The 23557-nt window shown below is 67.5% G+C and carries 20 protein-coding genes; 8 read left to right on the top strand and 12 right to left on the bottom strand.

Going from position 1 to position 23557, the window contains the following annotated elements:
- Nucleotides 1-6: 6 nt before the first annotated feature.
- The 5 genes from J2126_RS02635 to J2126_RS02615 are packed head-to-tail and all read right to left on the bottom strand — an operon-like array spanning nucleotide 7 to nucleotide 4455.
- Nucleotides 7-1023, bottom strand: a complete 1017-nt coding sequence (locus J2126_RS02635) for a zinc-binding dehydrogenase (RefSeq protein ID WP_245327183.1) — start codon at nucleotides 1021-1023, stop codon at nucleotides 7-9.
- Nucleotides 1024-1072: 49 nt separating this feature from the next.
- The gene (locus J2126_RS02630; protein WP_209483674.1) at nucleotides 1073-2050 is read right to left on the bottom strand and encodes an ABC transporter substrate-binding protein; all 978 of its coding nucleotides are present in this window, start codon (nucleotides 2048-2050) and stop codon (nucleotides 1073-1075) included.
- Between the two features lie 49 nt (nucleotides 2051-2099).
- On the bottom strand, nucleotides 2100-2891 hold the full coding sequence (locus J2126_RS02625; protein ID WP_209483672.1) for an ABC transporter permease: 792 nt from the start codon (nucleotides 2889-2891) through the stop codon (nucleotides 2100-2102).
- A 50-nt stretch (nucleotides 2892-2941) separates the two neighbouring features.
- Nucleotides 2942-3688 carry an ABC transporter ATP-binding protein gene (locus J2126_RS02620; protein WP_209483671.1) on the bottom strand — a complete coding sequence of 249 codons (747 nt, stop codon included), beginning with the start codon at nucleotides 3686-3688 and terminating at the stop codon, nucleotides 2942-2944.
- Nucleotides 3685-4455, bottom strand: coding sequence for a GntR family transcriptional regulator (locus J2126_RS02615; protein WP_209483669.1), 771 nt, complete (start codon nucleotides 4453-4455; stop codon nucleotides 3685-3687). Before J2126_RS02615 ends, J2126_RS02620 begins: the two co-directional genes overlap by 4 nt.
- Before the next feature lie 350 nt (nucleotides 4456-4805).
- Between J2126_RS02615 and J2126_RS02610 the strand changes: the two genes are divergently transcribed.
- The 7 genes from J2126_RS02610 to J2126_RS02580 all read left to right on the top strand — a co-directional run bounded on the left by J2126_RS02610 (nucleotide 4806) and on the right by J2126_RS02580 (nucleotide 10911).
- On the top strand, nucleotides 4806-5312 hold the full coding sequence (locus J2126_RS02610; RefSeq protein WP_209483667.1) for a MarR family winged helix-turn-helix transcriptional regulator: 507 nt from the start codon (nucleotides 4806-4808) through the stop codon (nucleotides 5310-5312).
- Between the two features lie 643 nt (nucleotides 5313-5955).
- Entirely contained in the window at nucleotides 5956-7560 is a 1605-nt protein-coding gene (locus J2126_RS02605; protein ID WP_209483665.1) for a UbiD family decarboxylase, read from the top strand.
- A gap of 193 nt (nucleotides 7561-7753) precedes the next feature.
- On the top strand, nucleotides 7754-8494 hold the full coding sequence (locus J2126_RS02600) for an ABC transporter substrate-binding protein (RefSeq protein ID WP_209483664.1): 741 nt from the start codon (nucleotides 7754-7756) through the stop codon (nucleotides 8492-8494).
- A gap of 12 nt (nucleotides 8495-8506) precedes the next feature.
- Nucleotides 8507-8725, top strand: coding sequence for a hypothetical protein (locus J2126_RS02595; protein ID WP_209483662.1), 219 nt, complete (start codon nucleotides 8507-8509; stop codon nucleotides 8723-8725).
- Between the two features lie 8 nt (nucleotides 8726-8733).
- Nucleotides 8734-9540: an ABC transporter permease gene (locus J2126_RS02590; RefSeq protein WP_209483660.1), complete on the top strand. Its 807-nt coding sequence runs from the start codon at nucleotides 8734-8736 to the stop codon at nucleotides 9538-9540.
- Nucleotides 9531-10334, top strand: coding sequence for an ABC transporter ATP-binding protein (locus J2126_RS02585; RefSeq protein WP_209483657.1), 804 nt, complete (start codon nucleotides 9531-9533; stop codon nucleotides 10332-10334). Before J2126_RS02590 ends, J2126_RS02585 begins: the two co-directional genes overlap by 10 nt.
- A 4-nt stretch (nucleotides 10335-10338) precedes the next feature.
- Nucleotides 10339-10911 carry a UbiX family flavin prenyltransferase gene (locus J2126_RS02580; protein WP_209483655.1) on the top strand — a complete coding sequence of 191 codons (573 nt, stop codon included), beginning with the start codon at nucleotides 10339-10341 and terminating at the stop codon, nucleotides 10909-10911.
- Nucleotides 10912-10920: 9 nt separating this feature from the next.
- Here J2126_RS02580 and J2126_RS02575 read toward each other — a convergent pair whose 3' ends face one another.
- The 7 genes from J2126_RS02575 to J2126_RS02545 form a co-directional block, all read right to left on the bottom strand.
- Nucleotides 10921-11826 carry an MBL fold metallo-hydrolase gene (locus J2126_RS02575; protein ID WP_348634210.1) on the bottom strand — a complete coding sequence of 302 codons (906 nt, stop codon included), beginning with the start codon at nucleotides 11824-11826 and terminating at the stop codon, nucleotides 10921-10923.
- Complete coding sequence (gene scpA, locus J2126_RS02570) at nucleotides 11823-13979, bottom strand: methylmalonyl-CoA mutase (RefSeq protein ID WP_209483654.1); 2157 nt, start codon at nucleotides 13977-13979, stop codon at nucleotides 11823-11825. Before scpA ends, J2126_RS02575 begins: the two co-directional genes overlap by 4 nt.
- Before the next feature lie 15 nt (nucleotides 13980-13994).
- Nucleotides 13995-14378, bottom strand: a complete 384-nt coding sequence (locus J2126_RS02565) for a hypothetical protein (RefSeq protein WP_209483652.1) — start codon at nucleotides 14376-14378, stop codon at nucleotides 13995-13997.
- A 36-nt stretch (nucleotides 14379-14414) separates the two neighbouring features.
- A complete protein-coding gene (locus J2126_RS02560) occupies nucleotides 14415-16256 on the bottom strand; it encodes a methylmalonyl-CoA mutase subunit beta (RefSeq protein ID WP_209483650.1) in 1842 nt (613 codons plus the stop codon).
- A 171-nt stretch (nucleotides 16257-16427) separates the two neighbouring features.
- Nucleotides 16428-17657, bottom strand: coding sequence for an SAM-dependent methyltransferase (locus J2126_RS02555; protein ID WP_209483648.1), 1230 nt, complete (start codon nucleotides 17655-17657; stop codon nucleotides 16428-16430).
- Nucleotides 17658-18001: 344 nt separating this feature from the next.
- Complete coding sequence (locus J2126_RS02550; protein WP_209483646.1) at nucleotides 18002-20029, bottom strand: acetyl-CoA carboxylase biotin carboxylase subunit; 2028 nt, start codon at nucleotides 20027-20029, stop codon at nucleotides 18002-18004.
- A 258-nt stretch (nucleotides 20030-20287) separates the two neighbouring features.
- Nucleotides 20288-21820 carry an acyl-CoA carboxylase subunit beta gene (locus tag J2126_RS02545; protein WP_209483644.1) on the bottom strand — a complete coding sequence of 511 codons (1533 nt, stop codon included), beginning with the start codon at nucleotides 21818-21820 and terminating at the stop codon, nucleotides 20288-20290.
- 249 nt (nucleotides 21821-22069) lie between these two features.
- Between J2126_RS02545 and J2126_RS02540 the strand changes: the two genes are divergently transcribed.
- Nucleotides 22070-23494 carry a helix-turn-helix domain-containing protein gene (locus J2126_RS02540; protein WP_209483642.1) on the top strand — a complete coding sequence of 475 codons (1425 nt, stop codon included), beginning with the start codon at nucleotides 22070-22072 and terminating at the stop codon, nucleotides 23492-23494.
- The last annotated feature ends 63 nt before the right edge of the window (nucleotides 23495-23557 follow it).

Below are 23557 nucleotides of genomic sequence, written 5' to 3'. Positions count from 1 at the left end.
GGCCTCTCAGGGGGTGACGACGATCTTGCCCATGACCTCGCGGTCGCGGATCATGCGCAGGCCCTCGGCGGCCTCTTCGAGGGGGAGAACCTTGTCCACCACCGGCTTCAGCTCGCCCTTCTGGATCATGTCCATGAGGGCGGAGAGGTTCTCGTGGTAGAAGCTGTTGGAGCCGATGACCTTCAGCTCGAAGCTCCAGATGTAGCGAAGATCTTCCTTGGGATCGTGGCCGGCGGTGGCGCCGCAGACCAGGATGGTGCCGCCGCGCTTCACGCAGCGCAGCGAGGGCACCCAGGTGTCGCCGCCGGTGAAGTTCACCACCACGTCCACGCCGCCCTCATAGGTGCGGCGCTGGGGCTTGCCGTACTTCTCGACCGCCCACTTGGAGAAGTCGGTGGTGCGGTAGTTGACGACGTGGTCCGCGCCCAGTTCCTTCAGGCGGGCCATCTTGTCGTCGGAGCCGGCGCAGGCGATCACCTCGCAGCCCATCTGCTTGGCGAGCATGACGCAGCCGGTGCCCACGCCGCCCGAGGCGCCGAGGATGAGCACCTTGTCGCCCGCCTTCACCGTGTTGTGGGTGACCAGCATGCGGTGCGCCGTGCCGTAGGCCACCGGCAAAGAGGCGGCGTCGGTGAAGCTCACGCCGTCGGGCATCTTGATGAGCTGGCCGGCGGTGACGGCGCAGTATTCCGCCATGCCGCCGTCCATCATCTCGCCCATCAGCCCCACCTTGGGGTTGAGCGGGTTCACGAGCACCCGGTCGCCCACCGCCCAGCCGGTGACGCCCTCGCCCAGCTCCACGATCTCGCCGGCCATGTCGAGGCCGATGATGACGGGCAGCGGCACCTTGATGCCGGGCATGCCCTTCACCGTGAACACGTCGTGATAGTTGAAGGACGACGCGCCGACCCGGATCACCACCTCACCCGGCTTGGCGCTGGGGACCGGATAGTCGGTGACGACCTGAAGGTCGCTCACGTCGCCATGTTGCTTCAGCAGCAGGGCCTTCATGGTTTTTGTCATTTCACTTCTCTCTGCTTGGACCGTTTCGGCGGCTTGCGCGCCAGGGCGACTACTTGATGGCCTTGGAAGCCTCATAGGGAGCGGGGTCCAGGGCCGCGTCGGGCAGGTCGCCCTTTACTGCGCCGACGCTTTTGAAGACTTCGAACTCGGCCTTCATCGAGGCGATGTCGGCGGGTTCCATGGAGACGGTGTAGATGCCGTCCCACAGGGCGGCGTAGGCCTTGGCGTCATCCTCGGGGATGTTGCCGGCGGCCATGAGCGCCTTGGCGACGGCGGCCTTGTCCGCGTTGCCGGCCTCGTAGGCGCCCCGCATGCCCGCGATGACCTTGGCGGCGGCGCCCGGATTTTCCTTCATCCAGGCGTTGCGCATGAGGCCGACGCCGAGCACGGGCGGGGCCGCCTTGCCGGTGACCTTCGCCCACTCGGCGCGGAAGGAGGCGAGCTTGCGCAGCTTCACGTCCGGCAGAAGGGCGATGGTGACGGTGCGCAGCGCGGCGGCGTCGATGTTCTTCTGCACCAGGAACTGCGCGAGGCGGGGATCGGCGCCCGGAACGGCCTCGAAGTCCGAGGCTGCCATGCCGTAATTCTTGATGAGAATGGCCGCGCTGATGGCCGCCGTCGCGCTGCCGGCCGGCGACATGCCGATCTTCTTGCCCTTCAGCTCCTCCATCTTGGTGATGGGCGAGTCCGCCATCACCACGAAGTCGAGATCGGCCACCTGCGTGGCGAGAACGATGCTCACGGGCAGGCCGTCGGCGGCAACCGAGAAGGCGCTGCCGGCGCTCGCGCCGATGGCGAAGTCGATGGCACCGGCGGCCATGGCCTTGGTGGGCGCATTGACATCCGGAAACTTCACGAACTCGGCTTCGAGCCCCTGCTTCTCCATGAACTTGCCGGCTTCCAGGAAGGAGCCGAAGCCGAGGCTGACGCCCGAGCTCCAGTAGCCGATCCGCACCTTCGCGGCTTCGGCAGGAAGAGACGACAGGCCGATTGCGACTGCGGCGGCCAGTAAAGCAAGACGCTTCATATCGAAATCCCCGTGTTGGAAGGTTGTATTGTTTTTTGTTTTATCGGTGTCAGTCCGGGCGCGGCTTGCGCCAGGCGAAGAGACGACTTTCGAGCGGCTTCAGCAGCATCGCCTCGACGAAGATCATCAGGATGACGAGCGTCGCGGTCCACGCGAACACCTGATCCGTCTGCACGAGGTCCGCCGCCTGCCGCAGCCGGTAGCCGATGCCGCTCGACGCCCCGAGCGCTTCCGCCACGATGGAGACGCGGGCCCCGAAGCCGAAGGCAAGGCGGGCACCGGCGAAAAACTGGGGCAGGATGGTGGGCAAATAGATCTTCAGCAGAACCTGCAGCCGCGACATGCGGAACGTCTGCGCCAGCTCGATGAATTCGCGGTTCACCGTGCTCGTGCCCTGCCACACATTGGTGAGGATGAGCGGCATCGCCGTCATGAACACCACGAAGATGGTGGACCAGTTGGACAGGCCGAACCAGATGAGCGCGAAAATCGCCCAGATGGAGGATGACACCGTGTTGATGACCACCAGCAAAGGCTGGAAGAAATCGCCCAGCAGGCGGCTCGCCCCCAGCAGGAGACCGAGCACCACGCCCACCACGGTGGCGAAGGCGAAGCCCATGGCGATGCGGTAGAAGGTGATGCCGAAATCGGCCCAGAAGCCCGGCGTCACCACCAGCTTCGTCCACACGCCGAAGACCCGCGCCGGGCTCGGCAGGATGAAGGCGGGCGCCCCCAGCGAGCCGATGCCCCAGACGCCGACCACGACGACGATGAGCAGCAGCCTGAGGCCGATCAGGCGCAGCCGGCGGTCCTGGGTCATCTGGAGGGGAGAGCGCTTCATCGGGCTCGGCTTCTGCGAAGGGGGACGGACGCGGCGGAAAGCGTTGGGGCTCAAAGGCTCAGGCGCAGCAGGCGCACTTCCTCGGCGACCTCGGGCGACAGCGGATTGCGGGGGTAGGGCAGGGCGATCTCGCGGGTTTCCTTCACCCGCCCGGGGCGCGGCATCAGCACCACGATCTTGTTGGCGAGCACCACTGCCTCCTCGACATCGTGGGTGACGAACAGCACCGACATCTGCCGGAGCGCGGCGATGCGCAGCACCTCGTCGTGCATCTGCGTGCGGATGGAGGGGTCGAGCTTGGAGAACGGTTCGTCCATGAGCAGGATCGACGGCTCGGTGACGAGGCTGCGGCCCAATGCGGCGCGTGAGCGCATGCCGCCGGACAGCTCGTGGGGGAAGGAATCGGCGAACTTTTCCAGCCCCACCAGCTCCAGCACCTGCATCACCCGCTCGCGCCGTTCCTTGCGCGGCAGGCCGGCCGCTTCGAGGCCGAGGGCGACGTTCTGGGCCGTGGTGCGCCAGGGGAACAGACGGTCCTCCTGGAACATGTAGGTCATCGTGCGCCAGTCCTTGAAGGCGCTCGATTTCTGGCCGTTCAGGAAGACCGCGCCCTGATCCGGCGGGATGAGGCCGGCGACGATGTTGAGCAGGGTGCTCTTGCCGCAGCCCGAGGCGCCGACAAGGGCGACGATGGAGCGCTCCGGCACGTCGAGATCGATGTTGCGCAGCACTTCGAGCTGCTCGCCGTCGCGGCGCATGAAGCTCTTGCCGACGCTCTCCAGCTGGACGACGCTCACCGCACCCTCCCGCCGAGGCTGGAGAGGGGGGAGACCGGGACCACCGCCGCGGAATCCTTCAGCGAGGCGATGACCTTTTCCATGGTCATCTCGCGGAACGTCTCCACATGGCGCCGCGCCACTTCGGCGGCGGCGGCCGCATCGCCGGCGGAGAGATATTCGATGAGCAGGACGTGATCGTTGGCGATATTGGGGCGCACGCCCTGCACGCCGAAGCCCAGCGCCACGAGGCGGGTCATCTCGTCGAGCAAGCCGGAGAGCGTGCGGCACAGGCGCTGGTTTCCGGCCGCCTCGGCGATGGCCATGTGGAAGCTGCGGTTGGCTTCGAGAAAGAAGTCGATCTGGTTGCCCACGTCGGTGGGCAGCTTCACCCGGCAAGCCTGTTCGAGGCGCTCCAGATGGGCGCGGTTGACCCGCCCGGCGGCGCCGCGCGCGGCCAGCGGCTCCAGCACGAGCCGGAGCGCGAAGACCTCTTCCACATCCTTCACGGTGATGGGCGTGACCCGGTAGCCGTGGCGCGGCATGGAGGCGACGACGCCGTCCTGGATGAGCCGTTGGAGGGCGATGCGGCAGCTCGCCTTGCCGATCTCCAGCCGCTCCATCAGCTCCGCCTCGGTGAAGCGCGTGCCCGGCAGGATGCGGCAGGAGACGATCTCGCGCCGGAGCAGGTCGTAGGCCTGCCGGCCCTTCAGGGTCGCGCTCGGAATTTCGAGGACATGCCCCGTTTCCGATCCCCGGTCGCTGTCGCGCTCCTCGGCCACGCTCATCACCTCTCGGCTGACTGGTGAGAAGCCTACAGCGCGCCTCCGGAACGGAGAAGACTAAATAGATAGCACGCTATTAAAAAATTTATCCATTTAAAACAATTCACTAATCCGATGCTGTCGCAAAAGCAGGCGGTTCCGGTGGGAAGCTCACGGTGCGCTGCCCAAGAATGGACCATCCGGTGCCTTGGGCGGCGGCCGGGCTCTTGCTCTGTCCGGGCGTATCGCGCGAGACCTTGGAAATTCAGCCGCTCTGCCTCTAAAACCAAAAAGGGGGCCGCGCCCGAGACGGGGCGCAGGCCGGGTCGCGCGCCCGGCCGGGTGGATCTGTGATGCGAGCGGAGGGGGCGGGGATGGCGGCCAGGGGGAAGCATCAGGCGCAGGAGACGGCGGCGCCGGACGGCTTCGAGGTCGCCCCGCTGCACCAGATGACGCTCGGCTACCTCATCAGCCTGCTTGCCCGGCTGCTCGCCCAGTCGCTGAAGGTGCGCAACGGGGCGGATGGAATCCTGCCCGGCCAGTATCCGATCGCCGTCGAGTTGCTCGCTCGCGACGGCATCAGCCAGCGCGACCTGTGCGAGGTGGTGCGCATCGAGCAGGCAACCATGGCCAATACTTTGAAGCGGATGGAACGGGACGGGCTCATCACCCGCCGGCAGAGCGCCGAGGACGGCCGGCTCGCCACCATCCATCTTACCGAGGATGGCGCGCGCCTCGCCCGCGCGGCGGTGCGCAACGCCGCTGACGTCAACAGCGTGGCGCTGGAAGGGCTCGATCCGGCGGCTCAGGCGGCGCTGCGCGACATGCTCATCCACCTCACGGACCGGCTGGAAGCCGACCTGCGCCGTCGCGACGAGTAGGGCGCGCAGGACTGACTGGATCGCATCACATCGAATAACGCTCGCTCTTTCATGGAGTTAGAGGGCGATCGACCGTTCGCGCTCATTCCTTTTGATCGGATCGCGCCCGACGATTGCCCAATATTCGGGCATGGCGAATAGATGGACTTGCATACCAAGCTATGTATTATGTCTTCCGTGGTGGCTGGTTTCCGGCCGACCGCGCGCGGCGGATGGAGATCTCGCCTCCCGGCGTGACGACCGTTCATCCGCGTCCGCGGCCTGCCCGAAACCGGGCTGTGTAGCACCACGCGTATCTCATCTGCCGGAGCATGACGGTGCGCTCACGCGCGCCCCGGCGGCCTGTTGATTGTACATCGCGCAGTATTCCGCCGGTGCCGGAAGCATCGGCCAAGTGAATGTCTGCAAGTGGCGTGCGTTCGAGAGGTGTTTCCCATCATGGTCGATGCGACGACAGCCCAACCTTCCCGTTTCAGCCATCCCGGCCGGCGCGCCGTGCCGGGCGCACCCCATCGCGGGTTCCGCGTGGCGCGGGCCGGCGCGCGGGTGTCCGGGCGGACCGTCAGGTGATCCAGGGCTCGGCCGCAGGCCGGGCCTTTTTTGTGGCGCGGCCACGGCACGTGGCGCGCGTGGAGCGTGACAGATGCGGCATGATACCGAGACGTTTCGGGAGTTTCTGGCCCGGCTTCGCGATCAGGGCGAACTGATCGACCTGCATCAGCCGATCGACATCCGCCACATCGCGACGCTGGTGGACCAGTCCGACAAGGCGTTGTTCTTCCACAATGTCATCGGCTACGACGTGCCCGTCGTCTCCGGCATCATCCGCTCGCAGAAGCGGGCCATCATGTCGCTCGGCTGCACCGCCTATCCCGAAATCGAGATGAAGCTGAGGGCGGCCATCGACCGGCCGGTGAACCCCAACATCGTCAACACCTCCCCCACGCAGGAGGTGGTGATGGAGGGCGATGCCGTCGATCTCTACAAGCTGCCCATCCCCATGAGCTCGATCTATGACGGCGGGCCGATGATCACGGCCGGCGTCGTGATCGCGCGCGATCCGGAATTCGGGCTGAACGCGGGCATCTATCGCTTCATCGTCAAGGAAAAGAACCTCACCGGCATCGATATCGTCACGCCGAACAACATGCGCCTGTTCGCGCAGCGGGCGTATGAGGCGGGCCGGCCCTGTCCGATCTCCATCTCCATCGGCACCCACCCCTACGAGATCATGGGCTCGGGCTTCCGCGCGCCCCTCGGCGTGGATGAGATGGCCATCTCCGGCGGCCTGCGCGGCGGTCCGGTGGACCTCGCCCCTTGCCGCACCATCGACGTGCCTTATATCGCCGACGCCGAGATCGTGCTGGAGGCGGAGATCCTGCCCCACGGCTGGATCTACCCCGAGGGCCGCTTCGGCGAGTTCACCCGCCTCATGGGCGGGTTGCACTGGAACCCCATCGTGCGCATCAAGTCCGTCTCCATGCGCAAGGATGCGGTCTATTACGCGCTCCACATGCCGTGGGAGAACACCTGGCTCGCCGCGCCCACCCGCTACGCGGCCATCCGGCAGGCGCTGAAGACGGCCGGCGTGCAGGTGAAGGACATCAACGTCACCCTCGGCGGCTGCGCCTTCTGGCACGCGGTCATCTCCATCAAGAAGCAGCCGGGGGAGGGCAAGAATGCCCTTCTCGCCGCCCTCTCGGTGATGGACCTGAAGCATGTGGTGGTGGTGGACGACGATATCGACGTCTTCAATCCCATGGACGTGGAATGGGCCATCGCCACGCGCGTGCAGGGCGACAAGGACATCATGATCGTCACCGGCGCGCGCGGAAAGCCGCTGGACCCGAGCCTGCCGCCCACCCCGCCCGGCGTGGTGCCCACCACGGCGAAGGTCGGCATCGATGCCACCATCTCGGAGGGCATTCCGAAGGAGCGCTACGAGCGCATCGCCTATGCCTACGCCGACACGGCGAAGATCGGCGATTACGTCTCCGGCAAGGCGGATGAGCCGGGCGCCTCCGCGACCGATGAAGATGTCGCGGCGCTGGCCGAGAAGATCGCGCAGATGATCGGCGAGGCGCCGCGCTATTACACGGATATCGCCGAAGCATTCAGCGACTACAACTTCGCCATTGTCGCCCGTGCCCTCGGCCATCTGCACGCCACCGAACGGCTGTGGCAGGACGCGAAGGGCGCCATGTGCCTGCGCGGCTCTGCCTTCGCCGCCAAGCCGCCCGGCCGCTGAGCCGGTTGGCTGAGGGCCGGGACGAGGGGCGTGGCGGCTGCGGGGACGCCGCGCCCCTCGTCTCCAAACCAGAAGAATCTTCGGGGCTATCCCGGTTGAATAACAAGAAAAGCATAGATCGCCTGAAGCACAGAAGAGGCCAGGGCGTCTGAAGTTGGTGAAGCATCCTTCCACTCTTCCAGAGGGTGAACACATGCGTCGCAGGTTTAAGTCTCTTCTCTTCGCCGCGGCGCTGCTGCCGCTGGCCGGCCTTTCGTCCATCGCCGCCTCCGCCGAGACGCTGCTCAAGATCGGCGTCGCCCAGCTCTCGGCCGGCGGCCTGCCCATTCTCGTCGCCGACCAGAAAGGCTTCTTCGCCGAAGAGGGCCTCAAATATGAGCGCCTCGACTTCAAGGGCGGCGGCCCGGTGGCGCAGGCGCTCGCCTCCGGCAGCATCGATCTGTGCATCTGCGCCGCCGACCATGCGGTCCATCTGCAGGATCGCGGGCTCGGCGGAAAGGTGCTGGTGGCGCTCGCCGAGCAGCACAGCTACGCGCTGATCGGCAAGGTGGATTCCACCGCCAAGAGCATCGCCGACCTCAAGGGCGAGAAGATCGGCATCACCACCGCCGGCAGCCTCACCGACACCACGGTGCGCTATGCCATCCGCAAGGCCGGGCTCGATCCGGACAAGGACTTCATCCTCCTCTCGGTGGGCCGCGCGGGCGCTCAGAAGGCGGCGCTGCAGGCCGGCGCCATCGCCGGCGGCATGTTCTCCACGCCCGACATCCAGATCGTGATGGCCGAGAAGGGCACCTACCGGATCATCGAGGATTTCCGCAAGCTGCCCTATCCGGCGCAGGACCTCATCGCCACCGATACCTGGCTGAAGGCGCATCCGGAAGACGCGCGCAAGGTGGCGCGGGCCGTGGTGAAGGCGCTGCGCCTCATCTAGCAGGACAAGACCGTGCTCTACCCGGCCATCAAGGCCCTGTTTCCCGAGATGAAGGACGACGCCATGGTCGCCCAGCTCGCCGATGACCTGGCCGCGGGCTATCTCTCCAAGGACGGCATCATGTCCCCCGAGAGCTTCAACTTCCTGATGGCCATGATGACCATCGCCGAGCCGAAGCTGAAGCCGATGCCCTACGCCGACATCGTGGCTCTCTCCTATCTGCCCAAATGAGGCGCCGCATGAGCGACACCATCACCACGCGCGGGCCGGCGCTGGCGCGGCCGGCCCGGCGCCTCTCTCTGGGCATCGGCGCCACCGGGTTGCGGCAGATCGGTCTTATCGCCGTCCTGCTCGGCCTGTGGGAGCTGGCCTCCCACACCCTGTTCAACCCGTTCTGGAGCAGTCGGCCGAGCCTGATCGCGGCGCGGCTGTGGGAGCTGGCGCTGAGCGGCGAATTGTGGCTGCACACCAGCACCACGCTGCAGGAGGCGGGGGCGGGTCTGCTGCTCGCCGCCGTGGTCGGCATCCCGCTCGGCATCGTGCTGGCGCGGGCGCCGGAAGTCGCCCGCACGCTCGATCCGGTCATCATGGGGCTTTATGGGCTGCCGCGCGTGGCGCTCGCGCCGCTTTTCATCCTCTGGTTCGGCATCGGCCTGTTCTCCAAGATCATGATGGCCTTCACCATGGTGGTGTTCATCTTCCTGATGAACGTGATGGAGGGTATCCGCACCATCGATCCCGACCATCTGGACCTCATGAAGTCCATGCGGGCCGGACGGTTCTATCTGGTGCGGCGGGTGTTGCTGCCGGCGGTGACGCCGTGGATCCTCGCCTCCTTCCGCATCGGCATCGGCCTTGCGCTCATCGGCGCTGTGGTGGGCGAGCTGATCGGCGCCAATCGCGGCCTCGGCTGGTACGTGGAAAGCCGGGGCGGGCAGCTCGACACCACCGGCGTGTTCACCGGCCTCATCGTGCTGATGGTTCTGGCCATGCTGGCCAACCAGCTTGTCGGCTTCATCGAGCGGAGGGTGATCACATGGCGCTGACACAATTGGCGCTTTCCGCCGAAACGACGAGGCCGCGCGCCGCGCTGAAAGACCTCTGCATCTCCTTCCCCCGGCCGGACATGCCGCCGCTGGAGGTGGTCTCCGGCATCTCGCTCGATGTGGCGGAGGGCGAATTCGTCGCCGTGGTGGGGCCGTCGGGCTCGGGCAAGTCCACCATCCTGCGTGCCATCAGCGGGCTGCTGAAGCCCTCCGGCGGGCAGGTGGAGGTGGATGGCAAGGCCGTCACCGGGCCGCCGCCCAAGGTGGGCTTCATGTTCCAGAAGGATGCGCTGCTGCCGTGGCGCACGGTGGCGCAGAACATCCGCGTCGGCGCCGAGCTGGGCGGCACGCCCGCCGGCGAACAGGCGGCGCAGGTGGCGCGGCTCATCAAGCTGCTGCGGCTCGACGGCTTCGAGAATGCCTGGCCGAAGCAGCTTTCGGGCGGCATGCGCCAGCGCGTGTCGCTGGGACGCCTGCTCGCCTATCGCCCGTCCCTGATGCTGATGGACGAGCCTTTCGGCGCGCTCGACTACCAGACCAAGATCGCCATGGGCCTCGAACTTTTGAGGGTGTGGGAGGCGGAGCGCCGCTCCATCATCTTCGTCACCCATGACATCGAGGAGGCGGTGGCGCTGGCCGACCGCGTGGTGGTGTTCAGCGCCCGGCCCGCGCGCATCCTCGCCGAATACAAGGTCGAGCTGCCGCGTCCCCGGCACATGCGCTCCATGCGCAGCGATCCCGCCTTCACGGACCTGACCGAGGCCATCTGGTCGGATCTGGCGCTGCCGGATTGATGACATGAAACGTCTCGTGGTGGCCATCACCGGCGCGTCGGGCGCCATCTACGGCATCCGCGCGCTCCAGCTTCTGCGCGAGCGGGGCGGGGTCGAGACCCATCTCGTGCTCTCGCCCTCCGGCGCCCGCACCATCGTCGCCGAAACCGACTTCACGCCGGACGCGGTGCGCGCGCTCGCCCACCACGTCCACAATCCGAAGGACATCGGCGCGTCCGTCTCCTCCGGCTCGTTCGTGACGGAGGGCATGCTGGTCGCGCCCTGCTCCATCAAGACGCTGAGCGGCATTGCCCATTGCTATAATGACGAACTGGTGGTGCGCGCCGCCGACGTGTGCCTGAAGGAGCGGCGACGCGTGGTGCTGCTGCTGCGCGAAACCCCGCTCCATGCCGGCCATGTGGAGCTGATGGCGCAGGCGACCCGCAACGGCGCCATCCTCATGCCCCCGGTGCCGGCCTTCTACCACCGGCCGACCTCCATACTGGAGATCGTGGACCAGACCGTCGCCCGCGCCCTCGACCTGTTCGGCCTCGATTTGCCGACGACCAAGCGGTGGAACGGGAAGGGCGTGGATTGAGGGGGGCGCTCAGTCGAGCGCCATCACCGCCTCAACATTGCGCCGGTGGACCGCCTCGTAGGGCTCGAAGTACGAAATCGCCCCGGTGGCGAACGCTTCCGCCGCGAACGCGCGCAGGTCGAGCCCTGCCAGCGCCGGCTCGGCCTTCAGCCGCTGGAGCTTCTCCACATAGAGCCGCGTCGCCTCGATCAGCGCCGGCCCGTAGCCGCCGGCGGCGATCACCTCAGGCGAGCCGTGGCAGGGCAGGATGCGTGTCGCGCCCAGCGCCGCGAGGCGCTCAAGGCCAATCAGGTGCGCGGCGAGGCGGTCGGGCTCGTCCACATAGGTGATGGGGTCTTCCAAAGTGTCGCCGGCCAGAAGGGTGCTGCCGGGCAGCTGCGCGACGGTGCCGTCGCGGCTGTGGATGTCTATCTGGATGAGTTCGACGGGCAGGGCGCCCACCCTCAGCGAGAGCCGCTCATCGAACAGAAGGTTGGGCAGCACGAGAGGATTGATGGGCGGGTCCGCCGCCTCCAGCCGGGCGCGGTTGGCGCGGAGAAGGGCGTCGGTCTCGCGATTGGCGATGATCTCGCAATCGGCGAAGGCTTCGTTGCCCGCCACATGGTCGTCGTGCCAGTGGCTCAGCACCACGCGGATGCGCCGCGCGCCCCGCTCCTCCAGCGTGCGGCGGATGTAGCGGGCATGGGCGAGGGTGATGTGGGTGTCGTAGACGAGCGCGTCGTCACCATCGATCACCGCATAGGAGGCGATGCCGAGAGCGAAGGCGCCATCGTCCAGCCAGTTCTCCTCAAGCCCGTGCAGCCGCACACCGGGGATGCGCCCGTCATAGAAGGCGAGCACGCCCGGCGCCGGCTCGAGGAGGCGCAAGGTGGCGCCGGGCGCCATCGTGGGCGCCCCGCTCGCGGCTGCGGTCACTCCGCCGCTTCGAGGTTATGCCCGAGCCGGTGGGAAAGCGTGTGCAGCAGCTCCTTGGCCGCGTCGGCGATCACGGTGCCGGGCGGGAAGATGGCTTCGGCGCCGAAGGCCTTCAGCGCGTCGTAGTCCTGCGGGGGCACCACGCCGCCCACCACCACCATGATGTCGCCGCGCCCTTCCGCCTCCAGCGCCGCCTTCAGCGCCGGCACGAGGGTGAGGTGGCCGGCGGCGAGGGAGGAGATGCCCACCACGTGGACGTCGTTCTCCACCGCCTGCCGGGCGGCTTCCTCGGGGGTGGCGAACAGGGGGCCGATGTCCACGTCGAAGCCCAGGTCGGCGAAGGCGGAGGCGATCACCTTCTGGCCGCGGTCGTGGCCGTCCTGGCCCACCTTGGCGACGAGGATGCGCGGGCGGCGGCCTTCGGCGGTCTCGAACGCCTCCACCAGCTTCTGCACCTTGCCCACCTTGTCCGTCATGGCGGAAGCCTCGCGCTTGTAGACGCCGGAGATGGCGCGGATCTCGGCGCGGTGGCGGCCGAACACCTTCTCCAGCGCGTCCGAAATCTCGCCCACGGTGGCCTTGGCCCGCGCCGCCTCGATGGCCAGCGCCAGCAAATTGCCGTTGCCTGCGGCGCCGTTGGTGAGGGCTTCCAGCTTAGACGCCACCTCGGCCGGATTGCGCTCGGCCTTGAGGCGATTGAGCTTCTCGATCTGCGCGGCGCGCACGGCGGCGTTCTCCACCTTGAGAACGTCGATGAGGCGGTCCTTCTGCGGCTTGAACTTGTTGACGCCCACCACGGTCTGGGCGCCGCCGTCGATGCGGGCCTGGGTGGTGGCGGCAGCCTCCTCGATGCGCAGCTTGGGAATGCCAGCCTCGATGGCCTTGGCCATGCCGCCCAGCGCTTCCACCTCCTGGATGTGCGCCCACGCCTTGGCGGCGAGGTCGGCGGTGAGCTTCTCCACGAAATAGGAGCCGCCCCACAAATCGATCTGCCGTGTGGTGCCGCTCTCCTGCTGGAGCAGGATCTGGGTGTTGCGGGCGATGCGGGCGGAGAAGTCCGTGGGCAGCGCCAGTGCCTCGTCGAGGGCGTTGGTGTGCAGCGACTGGGTCTGGCCCTGCGTCGCCGCCATGGCCTCGATGGCCGTGCGCATGACGTTGTTGAACACGTCCTGCGCGGTCAGCGACCAGCCGGAGGTCTGGGAATGGGTGCGCAGGGGCAGCGACTTGGGGTTCTTTGCCCCGAGGTCGGTCATCAGGCGCGTCCACAGGAGGCGGGCGGCGCGCAGCTTCGCCACCTCCATGTAGAAGTTCATGCCGATGGCCCAGAAGAAGGAGAGGCGCGGCGCGAACACGTCGATGGGAAGGCCGGCGGCGGCACCGGCGCGGCCGTATTCCACGCCGTCCGCCAGCGTATAGGCGAGTTCGAGATCCTGCGTCGCGCCGGCTTCCTGCATGTGGTAGCCGGAAATGGAGATGGAGTTGTAGCGCGGCATCTCCTTCGAGGTGAAGGCGAAGATGTCGGAGATGATGCGCATGGAAGACGCGGGCGGATAGATATAGGTGTTCCGCACCATGAATTCTTTGAGAATGTCGTTCTGGATGGTGCCCGAAAGCTTGGAGGCCGCCACCCCCTGTTCTTCCGCCGCCACCACATAGAGGGCCAGGATCGGCAGCACAGCGCCGTTCATGGTCATGGACACGCTCATCTGGTCCAGCGGGATGCCGGAGAACAGCGTGCGCATGTCGTAGATGCTGTCGATGGCGACGCCCGCCATGCCCACGTCGCCGGCGACGCGGGGGTGATCGGAGTCATAACCGCGGTGGGTGGCAAGGTCGAAGGCCACCGACAGGCCCTTCTGGCCGGCGGCGAGGTTGCGCCGGTAGAAGGCGTTGGAATCCTCCGCCGTGGAGAAGCCCGCATATTGGCGGATCGTCCAGGGCTGGGTGGCGTACATGGGCGCATAGGGCCCGCGCAGGAAGGGCGCGATGCCGGGGTAGGTATCGATATAGCCGAGGCCCTCGATGTCCGCCGGGCCGTAGAGCGGCTTCACCGGAATGCCCTCGGGCGTCGTCCAGGCCTCCGCGGCGGCGGAAGGGACGGCGGGGGCGGCGGCGCGCCAGTCGATCTCGGCGAAATTGGGGATCGGGCTCATGGCATCCATCCTAGCTCAAATGGACTCGGGTCGCGACGGCGCAGGCCTGAGCGGCGACCGGGTCCGGGATTTCATCTCGTCCAGAATGTCCTGCATCTCGCACAGCGCCAGATGCAGCCGGATGCGCGGCAGGCGCGACACCACATCCGCCAGCGCGGTGCCGGAGACGAAGGCGGAGAGCAGGATGTCCAGCTCCGACGCGCTGCCGCTGCCCGCCATGGCGAAAAACAGATAGGCGCGCGGATGGCGTATCGGGCCGCGCCAGCGCGGCGAGGTGTGCAGGGCGCCCCGGTCGTGCTCCAGCGCATCCATGTCGGCCCAGATGGCGTCGCAGCGCGCCGCCAGTTCGGCATCGGTGAGCCGAGCCAGATCGAACCTGAGATTCACGGCCAGTGTCATCGCGTCCCTGCCCCAAGGGGATGAATGCCAATGGCGTCATTGTATGCCCGCCGCAACCTGAGCGCGAGTCAGAGTCTCCAGCGCATCGCAGCCGGCGAAGATGAAATCGGCGACGCCCGCCGGAGCGAGCGTCGCCTGAAGCTCGGCGGGGGGCTTGCCGGCGAGCCAGACGGCGGTGGCGCCGGCCGCCTTCAGGGCGGTAGCGGCCGCCGCGCCCTCGGCGCCGTACACCTCATCGGAGGAGACGAGGCAGGCGAAGGGCGTGCCCGACGCCTTGAAGGCGGCGACGAGCGCGTCCAGGTCGGCGAAGCCGTCCGGCACCGGCGCGGCAATGCCGCCGGCCTCGAAGAAGTTCTTGGCGAAGGTGGCGCGGGCGGTGAAGGCCGCCACCGGGCCGAGTGCGGCGAGGAACACCATCGGCGCCTTGGGCGCAGCCTCGGCGGCATCGCGCAGGGCCTCGAAGGCTTCCGCGATGCGGGAGGGCGTGAGCGCGCCGTCCGCCACCGGGGCGGCGGGCGGCAGCGGCGCCAGCACCTCCGGCACCTCCTGCACGAGGATGGGGAATTCCGACGTGCCGGTGATGGGGGCCTTGCGGGTGGCCACATCCGCGTCGCGCTTGGCCTTCACCTCGGCGATCTCGGCCTTGAACCAGCGGTCTTCCAGCACATCGGCCATGCCACCGCGCTTCTCGATGGTGCGGAAGAGGTCCCACGCCTTGGCCGCGAGGCCATCCGTGTGCGCCTCCATGGCGCCGGCACCGGCGGCGGGATCGGCGACGCGGTGGACGTTGCTCTCCTCCAGCAGCATCACCTGCGTGTTGCGGGCGAGGCGGCGGGCGAAGGCGTCCGGCAGGCCCAGCGCCTGGGTGAAGGGCAGAACGGTGACGCTGTCCGCCCCGCCCACGCCGGCCGCGAAGGCGGCGATCGTGGTGCGCAGCAGGTTCACATAAGGATCGCGGCGGGTGAGGGAGCGCCACGCGGTGGTGGCGTGCAGCTTCAGGGGCTTTTCCGGCAGGCCGCACTCGCGCAGCACGGCGGCCCACAGCAGGCGGAGCGCGCGGAACTTGGCGATGGTGGCCGTCTGGTTCACGTCGGCGACGAGGGCCGCCTCGATACGGCTGGCGGCCTCCTCCAGCGCTATGCCGGCCTCGGCATAGGCCTTGAGGTAGGCGACCATGGTGGCGAGAACCGCCGCCAGCTCCTGCGCGTCGGAGGCGCCGGCCGCGTGATAGACGCCGCCATCGGCGCGGGCGAAGGGGCCGGCGAAGCCGCGCGCGGCGAGGATGGCCGAGGTCTCGGCGAAACGCTTCGCCAGAAGCGGCCACGCCATGGGCAGCGTGCCGTGGGCGGCGAAATCGCCGAGCGGATCGAGGCCGAAGGAGACGGAAACGCCCTCCGGCTTGAAGCCGCGCGCCTCCACCAGATCGGCGAAGGCGAGGGCATCCTCGCGGCCCTGGAAATTGCCGCTCTCGATGCGCACGTCGATGAGATCGAGCAGCACGTCCTTGAGCACCACCGCCAGGTCCACGCCCTCCGGCAGGCCGAAGCCGTAGGCCGAGGGCGCGGCGGCGAAGACGAGGGAGAGGCCCGAGGCGCCGCCGTCGAGGTCTTCCAGCGCCTGCGCATTGGCCTCGGCGGCGTCGGTCTGGTCCACCCGCATGGAGATGACCCACGGCGCGCCCGCCGGGCGTCCGGCGACGAGGGGCGCATCCGCCTTGCGCTCGGGCAAAGCGTCCAGCGCCAGCCCCTCATAGGTGCGGGTCACGAGGCGCTTGTCGTAGGGCGCGCCCTTCAGCACGCCTTCCACCAGCTTCAGCCAGTCCGCGCGGGTGACGGGAGCGATGTCCGTTGCGAAGGGGAGGGCGGTGGCGTCGGTCATGTCAGGACCTCGGAAGGGAAAGGGGCGGCCACGACGCGGACAGCCGCGGCATGGGTGCTCCGGTCAAGCCGGAGCACGACGGCAGTTCAGATGGCAGGTGTCGCCCTCCGGCTTGACCGGAGGGTCCATGGCGCCACAGGCACCGGCGAGCGAAGGGCAGGATCTCCCCCATCACCGCCCCTCCCGCGCCGCCAGCGCGCGCTCGGCATCCACGATGTAGTCGCGGATCACCGGCACGTCGTCGCGCTTCTCGGAGAGGAGGAGCTGGAACACCATGTTGGAGCCGTGCAGGAAGCCCAGCTCCACGGCGGCGAGGTAGAATTCCCACATGCGGCCGAAGCGCTCGCCCATCATGGCGTCGGCTTCCGCGCGGCGGGCCATGAAGTTCCTCCGCCAGGCGCGGATGGTCCAGTAGTAATGCAGCCGCAGCACCTCGCAATCATCCACCCACAGGTGTGTGCGCTCGGTGGAGGCGAACACCTCGGAGAGCGCCGGCACATAGCCGCCGGGGAAGATATACTTGCGGATGAAGGGCGCCGTGGTGCCGGGGGGCGACATGCGGCCGATGGCGTGGATGAGCGCGAAGCCGCCCGCGTCCAGCAGGTTGCGGATGGTGGTGAAATATTCGTCGAAATGGGCGACGCCCACATGCTCCATCATGCCGATGGAGACCACGCGGTCATATTTGCCGGTGAGGTTGCGGTAATCCACCTCGCGGAAGTCGATGGAGCCCGCCACGCCGGCCGCTTCCGCCAGACGCCGGCTCTCGGCCAGCTGCTCGGGCGAGACGTTGATGGCGGTGACCTGCGCCCCGCATTCCTTCGCCATGTAGATGGCGAGCCCGCCCCAGCCGGAGCCGATCTCCGCCACCCGCATGCCGGGGGAGATGTTCAGCTTCGCCGCGATGTGGCGGAACTTGTTACGCTGCGCGTCCGCCAAAGGTTGGTCGGGATGGGTGAAGTAGGCGCAGGAATAGGCCATCGTCTCATCCAGCCACAGCCGGTAGAAATCGGCCGGGTGGTCGTAGTGGGAGGAGACGTTCTCCTTGGCCTTGCCCACCGGGTTCGCCTGCTGGAACCGCCGTACCGAGCGCCACGCCTTGCGCAGGGCCTGCTGCACCGGGTGGGAGCCGAGGCCCTTGCGGTTCACCGAGAAGAGATTGAGCAGTTCGAACGCGCCGGCCCCGTCCTCGAAGGAGAGGCGGCCGTCCATATAGGCCTCCGCCGCCACCAGCTCCGGATTGAAGAACAGGTCGCGCTCCAGCTTCTTGTCGTGCATCCGCACCGTGACGGAGGGGCCGTCCTTGCCCGAGCCGAACACGTGGCGCTTGCCATCGGCCGTGATGACCGTGAGCTGGCCCTTTTCCACGAAGCGGCTGAGGAGGTGGGAGAGGAGGCGCATTCAGAAGGCTCCGGCAGGCGCCCGGACCCGCGCAGGCGGGAGGGACGGGGAGGGGTCGAATGTGCCGGACATTTTCACATGACGAGGCGCGAGGCCACCCTCGCGCCCCGGCCAAACCAAACCGAACGGACTCCCTCTCCCCTTGCGGGAGAGGGTTGGGGTGAGGGGTGTGGCGCCGTTCGTCCCTGCATCCGGAATGCGGCAAGGCACCCCCCTCACCCCCGGCCCCTCTCCCGAGCGAACTCGGCTTTTGCCGAGTTCGCTTCGTGAAATTCGAAGTCGGCAACAGCCGACTTCGAGGGGAGAGGGGAGGAGCGTGGTGAAAAGAGGGCGCGCCGCACCCATCACGCGAATTCCAGGATCACCGCATCCACCGCGAGGCTGTCGCCGGCCTTGGCGTGGACGGCCTTGACCGTGCCGTCGCGCTCGGCGCGGAGCACGTTCTCCATCTTCATGGCTTCGACGATGGCGAGGATCTCGCCGTTCTTCACCTCCTGGCCGGGCACCACGGCGACGGAGACCACGAGGCCGGGCATGGGGCAAAGCAGCTCCTTGCCGCCGCCGGCATTCTCCTTCTTCGGCATCAGCGCGGCGAGCGAGGCGGACAGCTCGGTATAGACCCGCGCCTTGGTGGAGATGCCGCGATGGGCGAGCAAATAGCCGTTGGGGATGGGGCGCACCTGCACCGCCACCTGATCGGCATCGATGGTGCCGGACCACACCACATCGCCGGGCTTCCAGCTGGAGCGCAGCAGGTGGATGTGGCCGGGCGTGCCGTCCGCCTCGAAGATCTGCACCTTGAAGCCGCCGTCCACCGCCTCGACCTCGCAGGGGGTGGCGAGCGTCGCCTCGCCGGCCGAGAGGTTGACGATGCGGCGCCTGGCGATGCGCCACGTCACGCCCGAGGTCTGGCCGGAGATCTGCCGCTTGCGGGTGTTCTGGATGTGGTCGATCACCGCCGCGACGGCCGAGAGCGTGTGCACCAGCTCGCCCTCGGGGGCGCGGGCGACGAAGCCCTCGGGATATTCCTCGGCGATGAAGCCGGTGGAGAGGTTGCCCGACTGCCAGCGCGGATGCGCCATCAGCGCGGAGAGGAAGGGGATGTTGTGGCCGATGCCGTCGATGGCGAAGGCATCCAGCGCATCCGCCTGCGCCTCGATGGCGATGGCGCGGGTGGGGGCGTGGGTGACGAGCTTCGCGATCATGGGATCGTAGAAGATGGAGATCTCCCCGCCCTCATAGACGCCCGTGTCGTTGCGGACCGTGATGGGGCCGTCCTTGCCTTCCGCCGGGGGCCGGTAGCGCACGAGGCGGCCGGTGGAGGGCAGGAAGTTGCGGTAGGGGTCTTCCGCATAGATGCGGCTTTCCACCGCCCAGCCGGTGAGCTTCACGTCGTCCTGGGTGATGGTGAGCGGCTCGCCGGCGGCGACGCGGATCATCTGCTCCACGAGGTCGATGCCGGTGATGAGTTCCGTGACCGGGTGTTCCACCTGCAGACGGGTGTTCATCTCCAGGAAGAAGAAGCTCTTGTCCTGCCCGGCGACGAATTCCACCGTGCCGGCGCTGTCGTAGCCCACCGCCTTGGCGAGGGCGACGGCCTGCTCGCCCATCTTCCTGCGGGTGGCTTCGTCCAGCAGCGGGGAGGGGGCTTCCTCGACGACCTTCTGGTTGCGGCGCTGGATGGAGCACTCGCGCTCGCCGAGATAGATGACGTTGCCGTGCTTGTCGCCCAGCACCTGGATCTCGATGTGGCGCGGATCGACGATGAACTTCTCCACGAACACGCGGTCGTCGCCGAAGGAGGATTTGGCCTCCGAGCGGGCGCGGTCGAAGCCGTCCTGCACCTCGTCGCGGCTGTAGGCGATGCGCATGCCCTTGCCGCCGCCGCCGGCGGAGGCCTTGATCATCACCGGATAGCCGATCTCGTCGGCGATCTTGGCCGCCTCCGCGCCGGAGGCGATCTCGCCGAGATAGCCGGGCACGGTGGAGACGTTGGCCGCCGCCGCCGCCTTCTTGGACTCGATCTTGTCGCCCATGGCCTCGATGGCATGGGGGTTCGGGCCGATGAAGACGATGCCGTGCTCGGCGAGCATCTTCGGGAAGGAGGCGCGCTCGGAGAGGAAGCCGTAGCCGGGATGCACCGCCTCGGCCCCGGTCTTCTTGCAGGCTTCCACGATCTTCTCGGCGATGAGGTAGGACTGGGCGGCCTGCGGCGGGCCGATATGCACCGCCTCGTCCGCCATCTCCACATGGAGGGCGTCCTTGTCGGCGTCGGAATAGACGGCAACCGTCTTGATGCCCATCTTGCGCGCCGTCTTGATGACGCGGCAGGCGATCTCACCCCGGTTCGCGATCAGGATCTTCGAGAACATGGCGTTCGTTCCTTTGCGCCAGTGGCGCGAATAAGCTCGGGTCGGGTTCCCTGTTCCTGTGTCTGCGCGCGACAACCGTGTTCCCTTGCCGTCATCCCCCGGCTTGTCCGGGGGATCCACCCCAACACCCGATCCGGCGGATGGGTGGATGCCCCGGACGAGCCGGGGCATGACGGCGGTTCAAGAACGGTCGGCGGCTTCAGACGCCCAGCTTCAGGTTCCCAGTTTCAACTCGCAGGCGGCCTTCTCGCCGCCCGCTCACACCGGCATGTTGTCGTGCTTGCGCGGGGGCTGCTCCAGCTTCTTGGTGCGGAGCATCGCGAGCGCGCGGGCGAGGCGGCGGCGGGTGGAGCGCGGCGTGATGACCTCGTCGATATAGCCCCGCTCGGCGGCGACGAAGGGCGAGAGGAAGCGCTCTTCGTAATTCTTGGTCTGGGCGGCGATCTTCTCCGGGTCGCCCATGTCCTGGCGGAAGATGATCTCCACCGCGCCCTTGGCGCCCATCACCGCGATCTGGGCGGTGGGCCAGGCATAGTTCACGTCCGCGCCCACATGCTTGGAGGCCATGACGTCATAGGCGCCGCCGAAGGCCTTGCGGGTGATGACGGTAACGAGCGGCACGGTCGCCTGCGAATAGGCGAACAGGAGCTTGGCGCCGTGCTTGATGAGGCCGCCGTATTCCTGCGCCGTACCGGGCAGGAAGCCGGGCACGTCCACGAAGGTGACGATCGGGATCTCGAAGGCGTCGCAGAAGCGCACGAAGCGGGCCGCCTTGCGGGAGGCGTCACTGTCGAGCACACCCGCCAGCACCATGGGCTGGTTGGCGACGAAGCCCACCGTGCGCCCCTCGATGCGGCCGAAGCCGGTGAGGATGTTCTTGGCGTAGGCCGCCTGGATCTCGAAGAAGTCGCCCTCGTCCACGACCTTCAGGATCAGCTCCTTCATGTCGTAGGGCTTGTTGGGATTGTCCGGCACCAAAGTGTCGAGGCTGGCGTCGGTGCGGCCGGGATCATCGAAGGAGGGCCATTCGGGCACGCCGTCGATGTTGTTGGCGGGCAGGAAGTCGATGAGGCGCCGGGTCTCCAGCAGCATCTCCACGTCGTTCTCGAAGGCGCCGTCGGCCACCGAGGACTTGGAGGTATGCACCTTGGCGCCGCCCAGCTCCTCCGAGGTGACGGTCTCGTTGGTCACCGTCTTCACCACCTCGGGGCCGGTCACGAACATGTAGGACGTGTCCCGCACCATGAAGATGAAATCGGTCATGGCAGGGGAGTAGACGTCGCCGCCGGCGCACGGCCCCATGATGAGCGAGATCTGCGGAATGACCCCGGAGGAGATCACATTTCGCTTGAAGACTTCACCGTAACCCCCGAGCGCAGCAACGCCTTCCTGGATGCGGGCGCCGCCGGCGTCGAACAGGCCGATGATCGGGGCGCGGGTCTTCAGGGCCAGGTCCTGGATCTTGGTGATCTTGCGCGCGTGCTCCTCGGAGAGGGAGCCGCCGAACACCGTGAAGTCCTTGGCGAAGACGAAGACCTTGCGGCCGTTGACGGTGCCCCAGCCGGTGACCACGCCGTCGCCGGGGATCTTCTGATCCTCCATGCCGAAGTCGACGCAGCGGTGCTGCACGAAGGTGTCGTATTCCTCGAACGTGCCGCGATCGAGCAGCAGGCTGATGCGCTCGCGGGCGGTGAGCTTGCCGCGCGCGTGTTGCGCCTCGATGCGCTTGATGCCGCCACCGAGGCGGGCAACGCCCCGCCGGCTCTCGAGCTCCTCAAGGATGTCCTTCATGCCGAGCGCCTTTCATTGAGGCCAGAGATGGATTGAGACTAGCGGGTTCCTGCTGCCGAGCCAGAGCTTTCAGGCTTGGCCCGCAGCCAGTTCCCGCAGCTGCGTCCCAATTCGGCTAACAGGAGTTGCGGCGCATTGGAATATGTGAAAAATTGACATAGCGAATTGTAAATCATTCACAATCCTGAACTCGAAGCTCTGGCGGTACAGGACGTTGGGTCAGGTGCGTCGCAAAGCCCTGGAGCGGCCATGCGTCAGAAAGTGTTTGCCGGCCATGCGGTACGCCGGCTGCGCGAGAAGCTGGGGCTGAAGCAGGGCGAACTCGCCCAGCGGCTCGCCGTCTCACCCTCCTATATCAACCAGATCGAGAGCAACCAGCGCCCGCTCACGGCCTCGGTGCTGATCGCCATCTCGCGCACCTTCGCCGTGGACATCACCTCCTTCGGCGCGGAAGACCTCGACCGGCTGGTGGCCGACCTGCGCGAGACGGCGGCGGACCCCCTGTTCAAGGATCTCGACCTTGGCCTTCAGGACATGAAGGCGGTGGCGAACCTCTCCCCGGCCTTCGCGCACGCCTTCCTGCGGATGCACGTCGCGCTTCGGCGCACGGCGGAGTGGCGCGCATCCCTCGACGACATGATCACGGCCGGCGTCACGCCGGGTGCGGACGAGGCGAAGCTGATCCCCTATGAGGAGGTCCGCGACTTCTTCCATTACATTGACAATTACGTGGATAGCCTTGATCGTGCTGCGGAAAATGCCGCAATAGCCCTCGGCATCATGGACGGCGGCGAACCCGGCGCAGCCATCGCCGCCCACCTCGCCCGGCGCCACCAGGTGCAGGTGGAGATTGGCCCGGCGGACCCCGACGCCCCCCTCTCCCGCTACGATCCACGGGCGCGGCGCCTCGTGCTCTCCGGCGTTCTGCCGGCGGCGACGCGGGCCTTCCGCATGGCCGTCACCATGGCCCAGCTGGAGCATGGGGCGCTGGTGGAGCACACCGTCTCCTCCGGCGCCTTCCGCAGCCAGACGGCGGCGGAGATCTGCCGGCTGGCGCTGCAGAACTATTTCGCAGGTGCGTTGATACTTCCTTACCGCCGCTTCCTCGACCTCGCCCGCCGCCTGCGGCACGATCTCGACCGCATGGTGCTGGAGACGGGCGCGAGCCTGGAGCAGGTGTGCCACCGCCTCTCCACCCTCCAGCGTCCGGGGGCCAAGGGCGTGCCCTTCTATTTCGCCAAGGTGGACCGGGCCGGCAACATCACCAAGCGGCACTCGGCGACGCGCTTCCAGTTCGCCCGCCATGGCGGGGCCTGCGCGGCGTGGAACGTCCACGAGGCGTTCGAGGTCGCCGGCCGCACGCTGGTGCAGGTGGGCGAGATGCCGGACGGCGCCCGCTACATCTGCCTTGCCCGCGCGGTGTCGAGCCCGGCGCTGCGCCATGGCCAGCCGGCGCGGGCCTATGCCTTCGGCCTCGGCTGCGAGGTCTCGTTCGCGCACGACATCGTCTATGCGGATGGGCTGGACCTGAAGGCCGCGCCGGTGGCGAAGCTCGGCGTCTCCTGCCGCATCTGCCCGCGCCGGGACTGCGACCTCAGAGCCTTCCCGCCCCTCGATCGCGACATCCGCATCGACGAGAACGTGCGCGACATCGTCCCGTTCACCATCTCCTGACGCAATTCGGCCGTGCCTGCGCTTGCGAAAGGCCTTGCCTGCGCACACGAAACGCCATGAGGG

It is taken from the genome of Xanthobacter flavus, from assembly GCF_017875275.1.
GTDB classification, from domain to species: Bacteria; Pseudomonadota; Alphaproteobacteria; order Rhizobiales; family Xanthobacteraceae; genus Xanthobacter; species Xanthobacter flavus_A.
Note: the sequence above shows the minus strand (reverse complement) of the source record. Positions and strands in the feature narration are given on the sequence as shown.

Coding starts and splice junctions, on each gene's coding strand:
- J2126_RS02635 (WP_245327183.1), bottom strand. CDS start 1,023: ATGACAAAAACCATGAAGGCCCTGCTGCTGAAGCAACATGGCGACGTG.
- J2126_RS02630 (WP_209483674.1), bottom strand. CDS start 2,050: ATGAAGCGTCTTGCTTTACTGGCCGCCGCAGTCGCAATCGGCCTGTCG.
- J2126_RS02625 (WP_209483672.1), bottom strand. CDS start 2,891: ATGAAGCGCTCTCCCCTCCAGATGACCCAGGACCGCCGGCTGCGCCTG.
- J2126_RS02615 (WP_209483669.1), bottom strand. CDS start 4,455: ATGAGCGTGGCCGAGGAGCGCGACAGCGACCGGGGATCGGAAACGGGG.
- J2126_RS02610 (WP_209483667.1), top strand. CDS start 4,806: ATGGCGGCCAGGGGGAAGCATCAGGCGCAGGAGACGGCGGCGCCGGAC.
- J2126_RS02605 (WP_209483665.1), top strand. CDS start 5,956: ATGCGGCATGATACCGAGACGTTTCGGGAGTTTCTGGCCCGGCTTCGC.
- J2126_RS02600 (WP_209483664.1), top strand. CDS start 7,754: ATGCGTCGCAGGTTTAAGTCTCTTCTCTTCGCCGCGGCGCTGCTGCCG.
- J2126_RS02590 (WP_209483660.1), top strand. CDS start 8,734: ATGAGCGACACCATCACCACGCGCGGGCCGGCGCTGGCGCGGCCGGCC.
- J2126_RS02585 (WP_209483657.1), top strand. CDS start 9,531: ATGGCGCTGACACAATTGGCGCTTTCCGCCGAAACGACGAGGCCGCGC.
- J2126_RS02580 (WP_209483655.1), top strand. CDS start 10,339: ATGAAACGTCTCGTGGTGGCCATCACCGGCGCGTCGGGCGCCATCTAC.
- scpA (WP_209483654.1), bottom strand. CDS start 13,979: ATGAGCCCGATCCCCAATTTCGCCGAGATCGACTGGCGCGCCGCCGCC.
- J2126_RS02565 (WP_209483652.1), bottom strand. CDS start 14,378: ATGACACTGGCCGTGAATCTCAGGTTCGATCTGGCTCGGCTCACCGAT.
- J2126_RS02560 (WP_209483650.1), bottom strand. CDS start 16,256: ATGACCGACGCCACCGCCCTCCCCTTCGCAACGGACATCGCTCCCGTC.
- J2126_RS02555 (WP_209483648.1), bottom strand. CDS start 17,657: ATGCGCCTCCTCTCCCACCTCCTCAGCCGCTTCGTGGAAAAGGGCCAG.
- J2126_RS02550 (WP_209483646.1), bottom strand. CDS start 20,029: ATGTTCTCGAAGATCCTGATCGCGAACCGGGGTGAGATCGCCTGCCGC.
- J2126_RS02545 (WP_209483644.1), bottom strand. CDS start 21,820: ATGAAGGACATCCTTGAGGAGCTCGAGAGCCGGCGGGGCGTTGCCCGC.
- J2126_RS02540 (WP_209483642.1), top strand. CDS start 22,070: ATGCGTCAGAAAGTGTTTGCCGGCCATGCGGTACGCCGGCTGCGCGAG.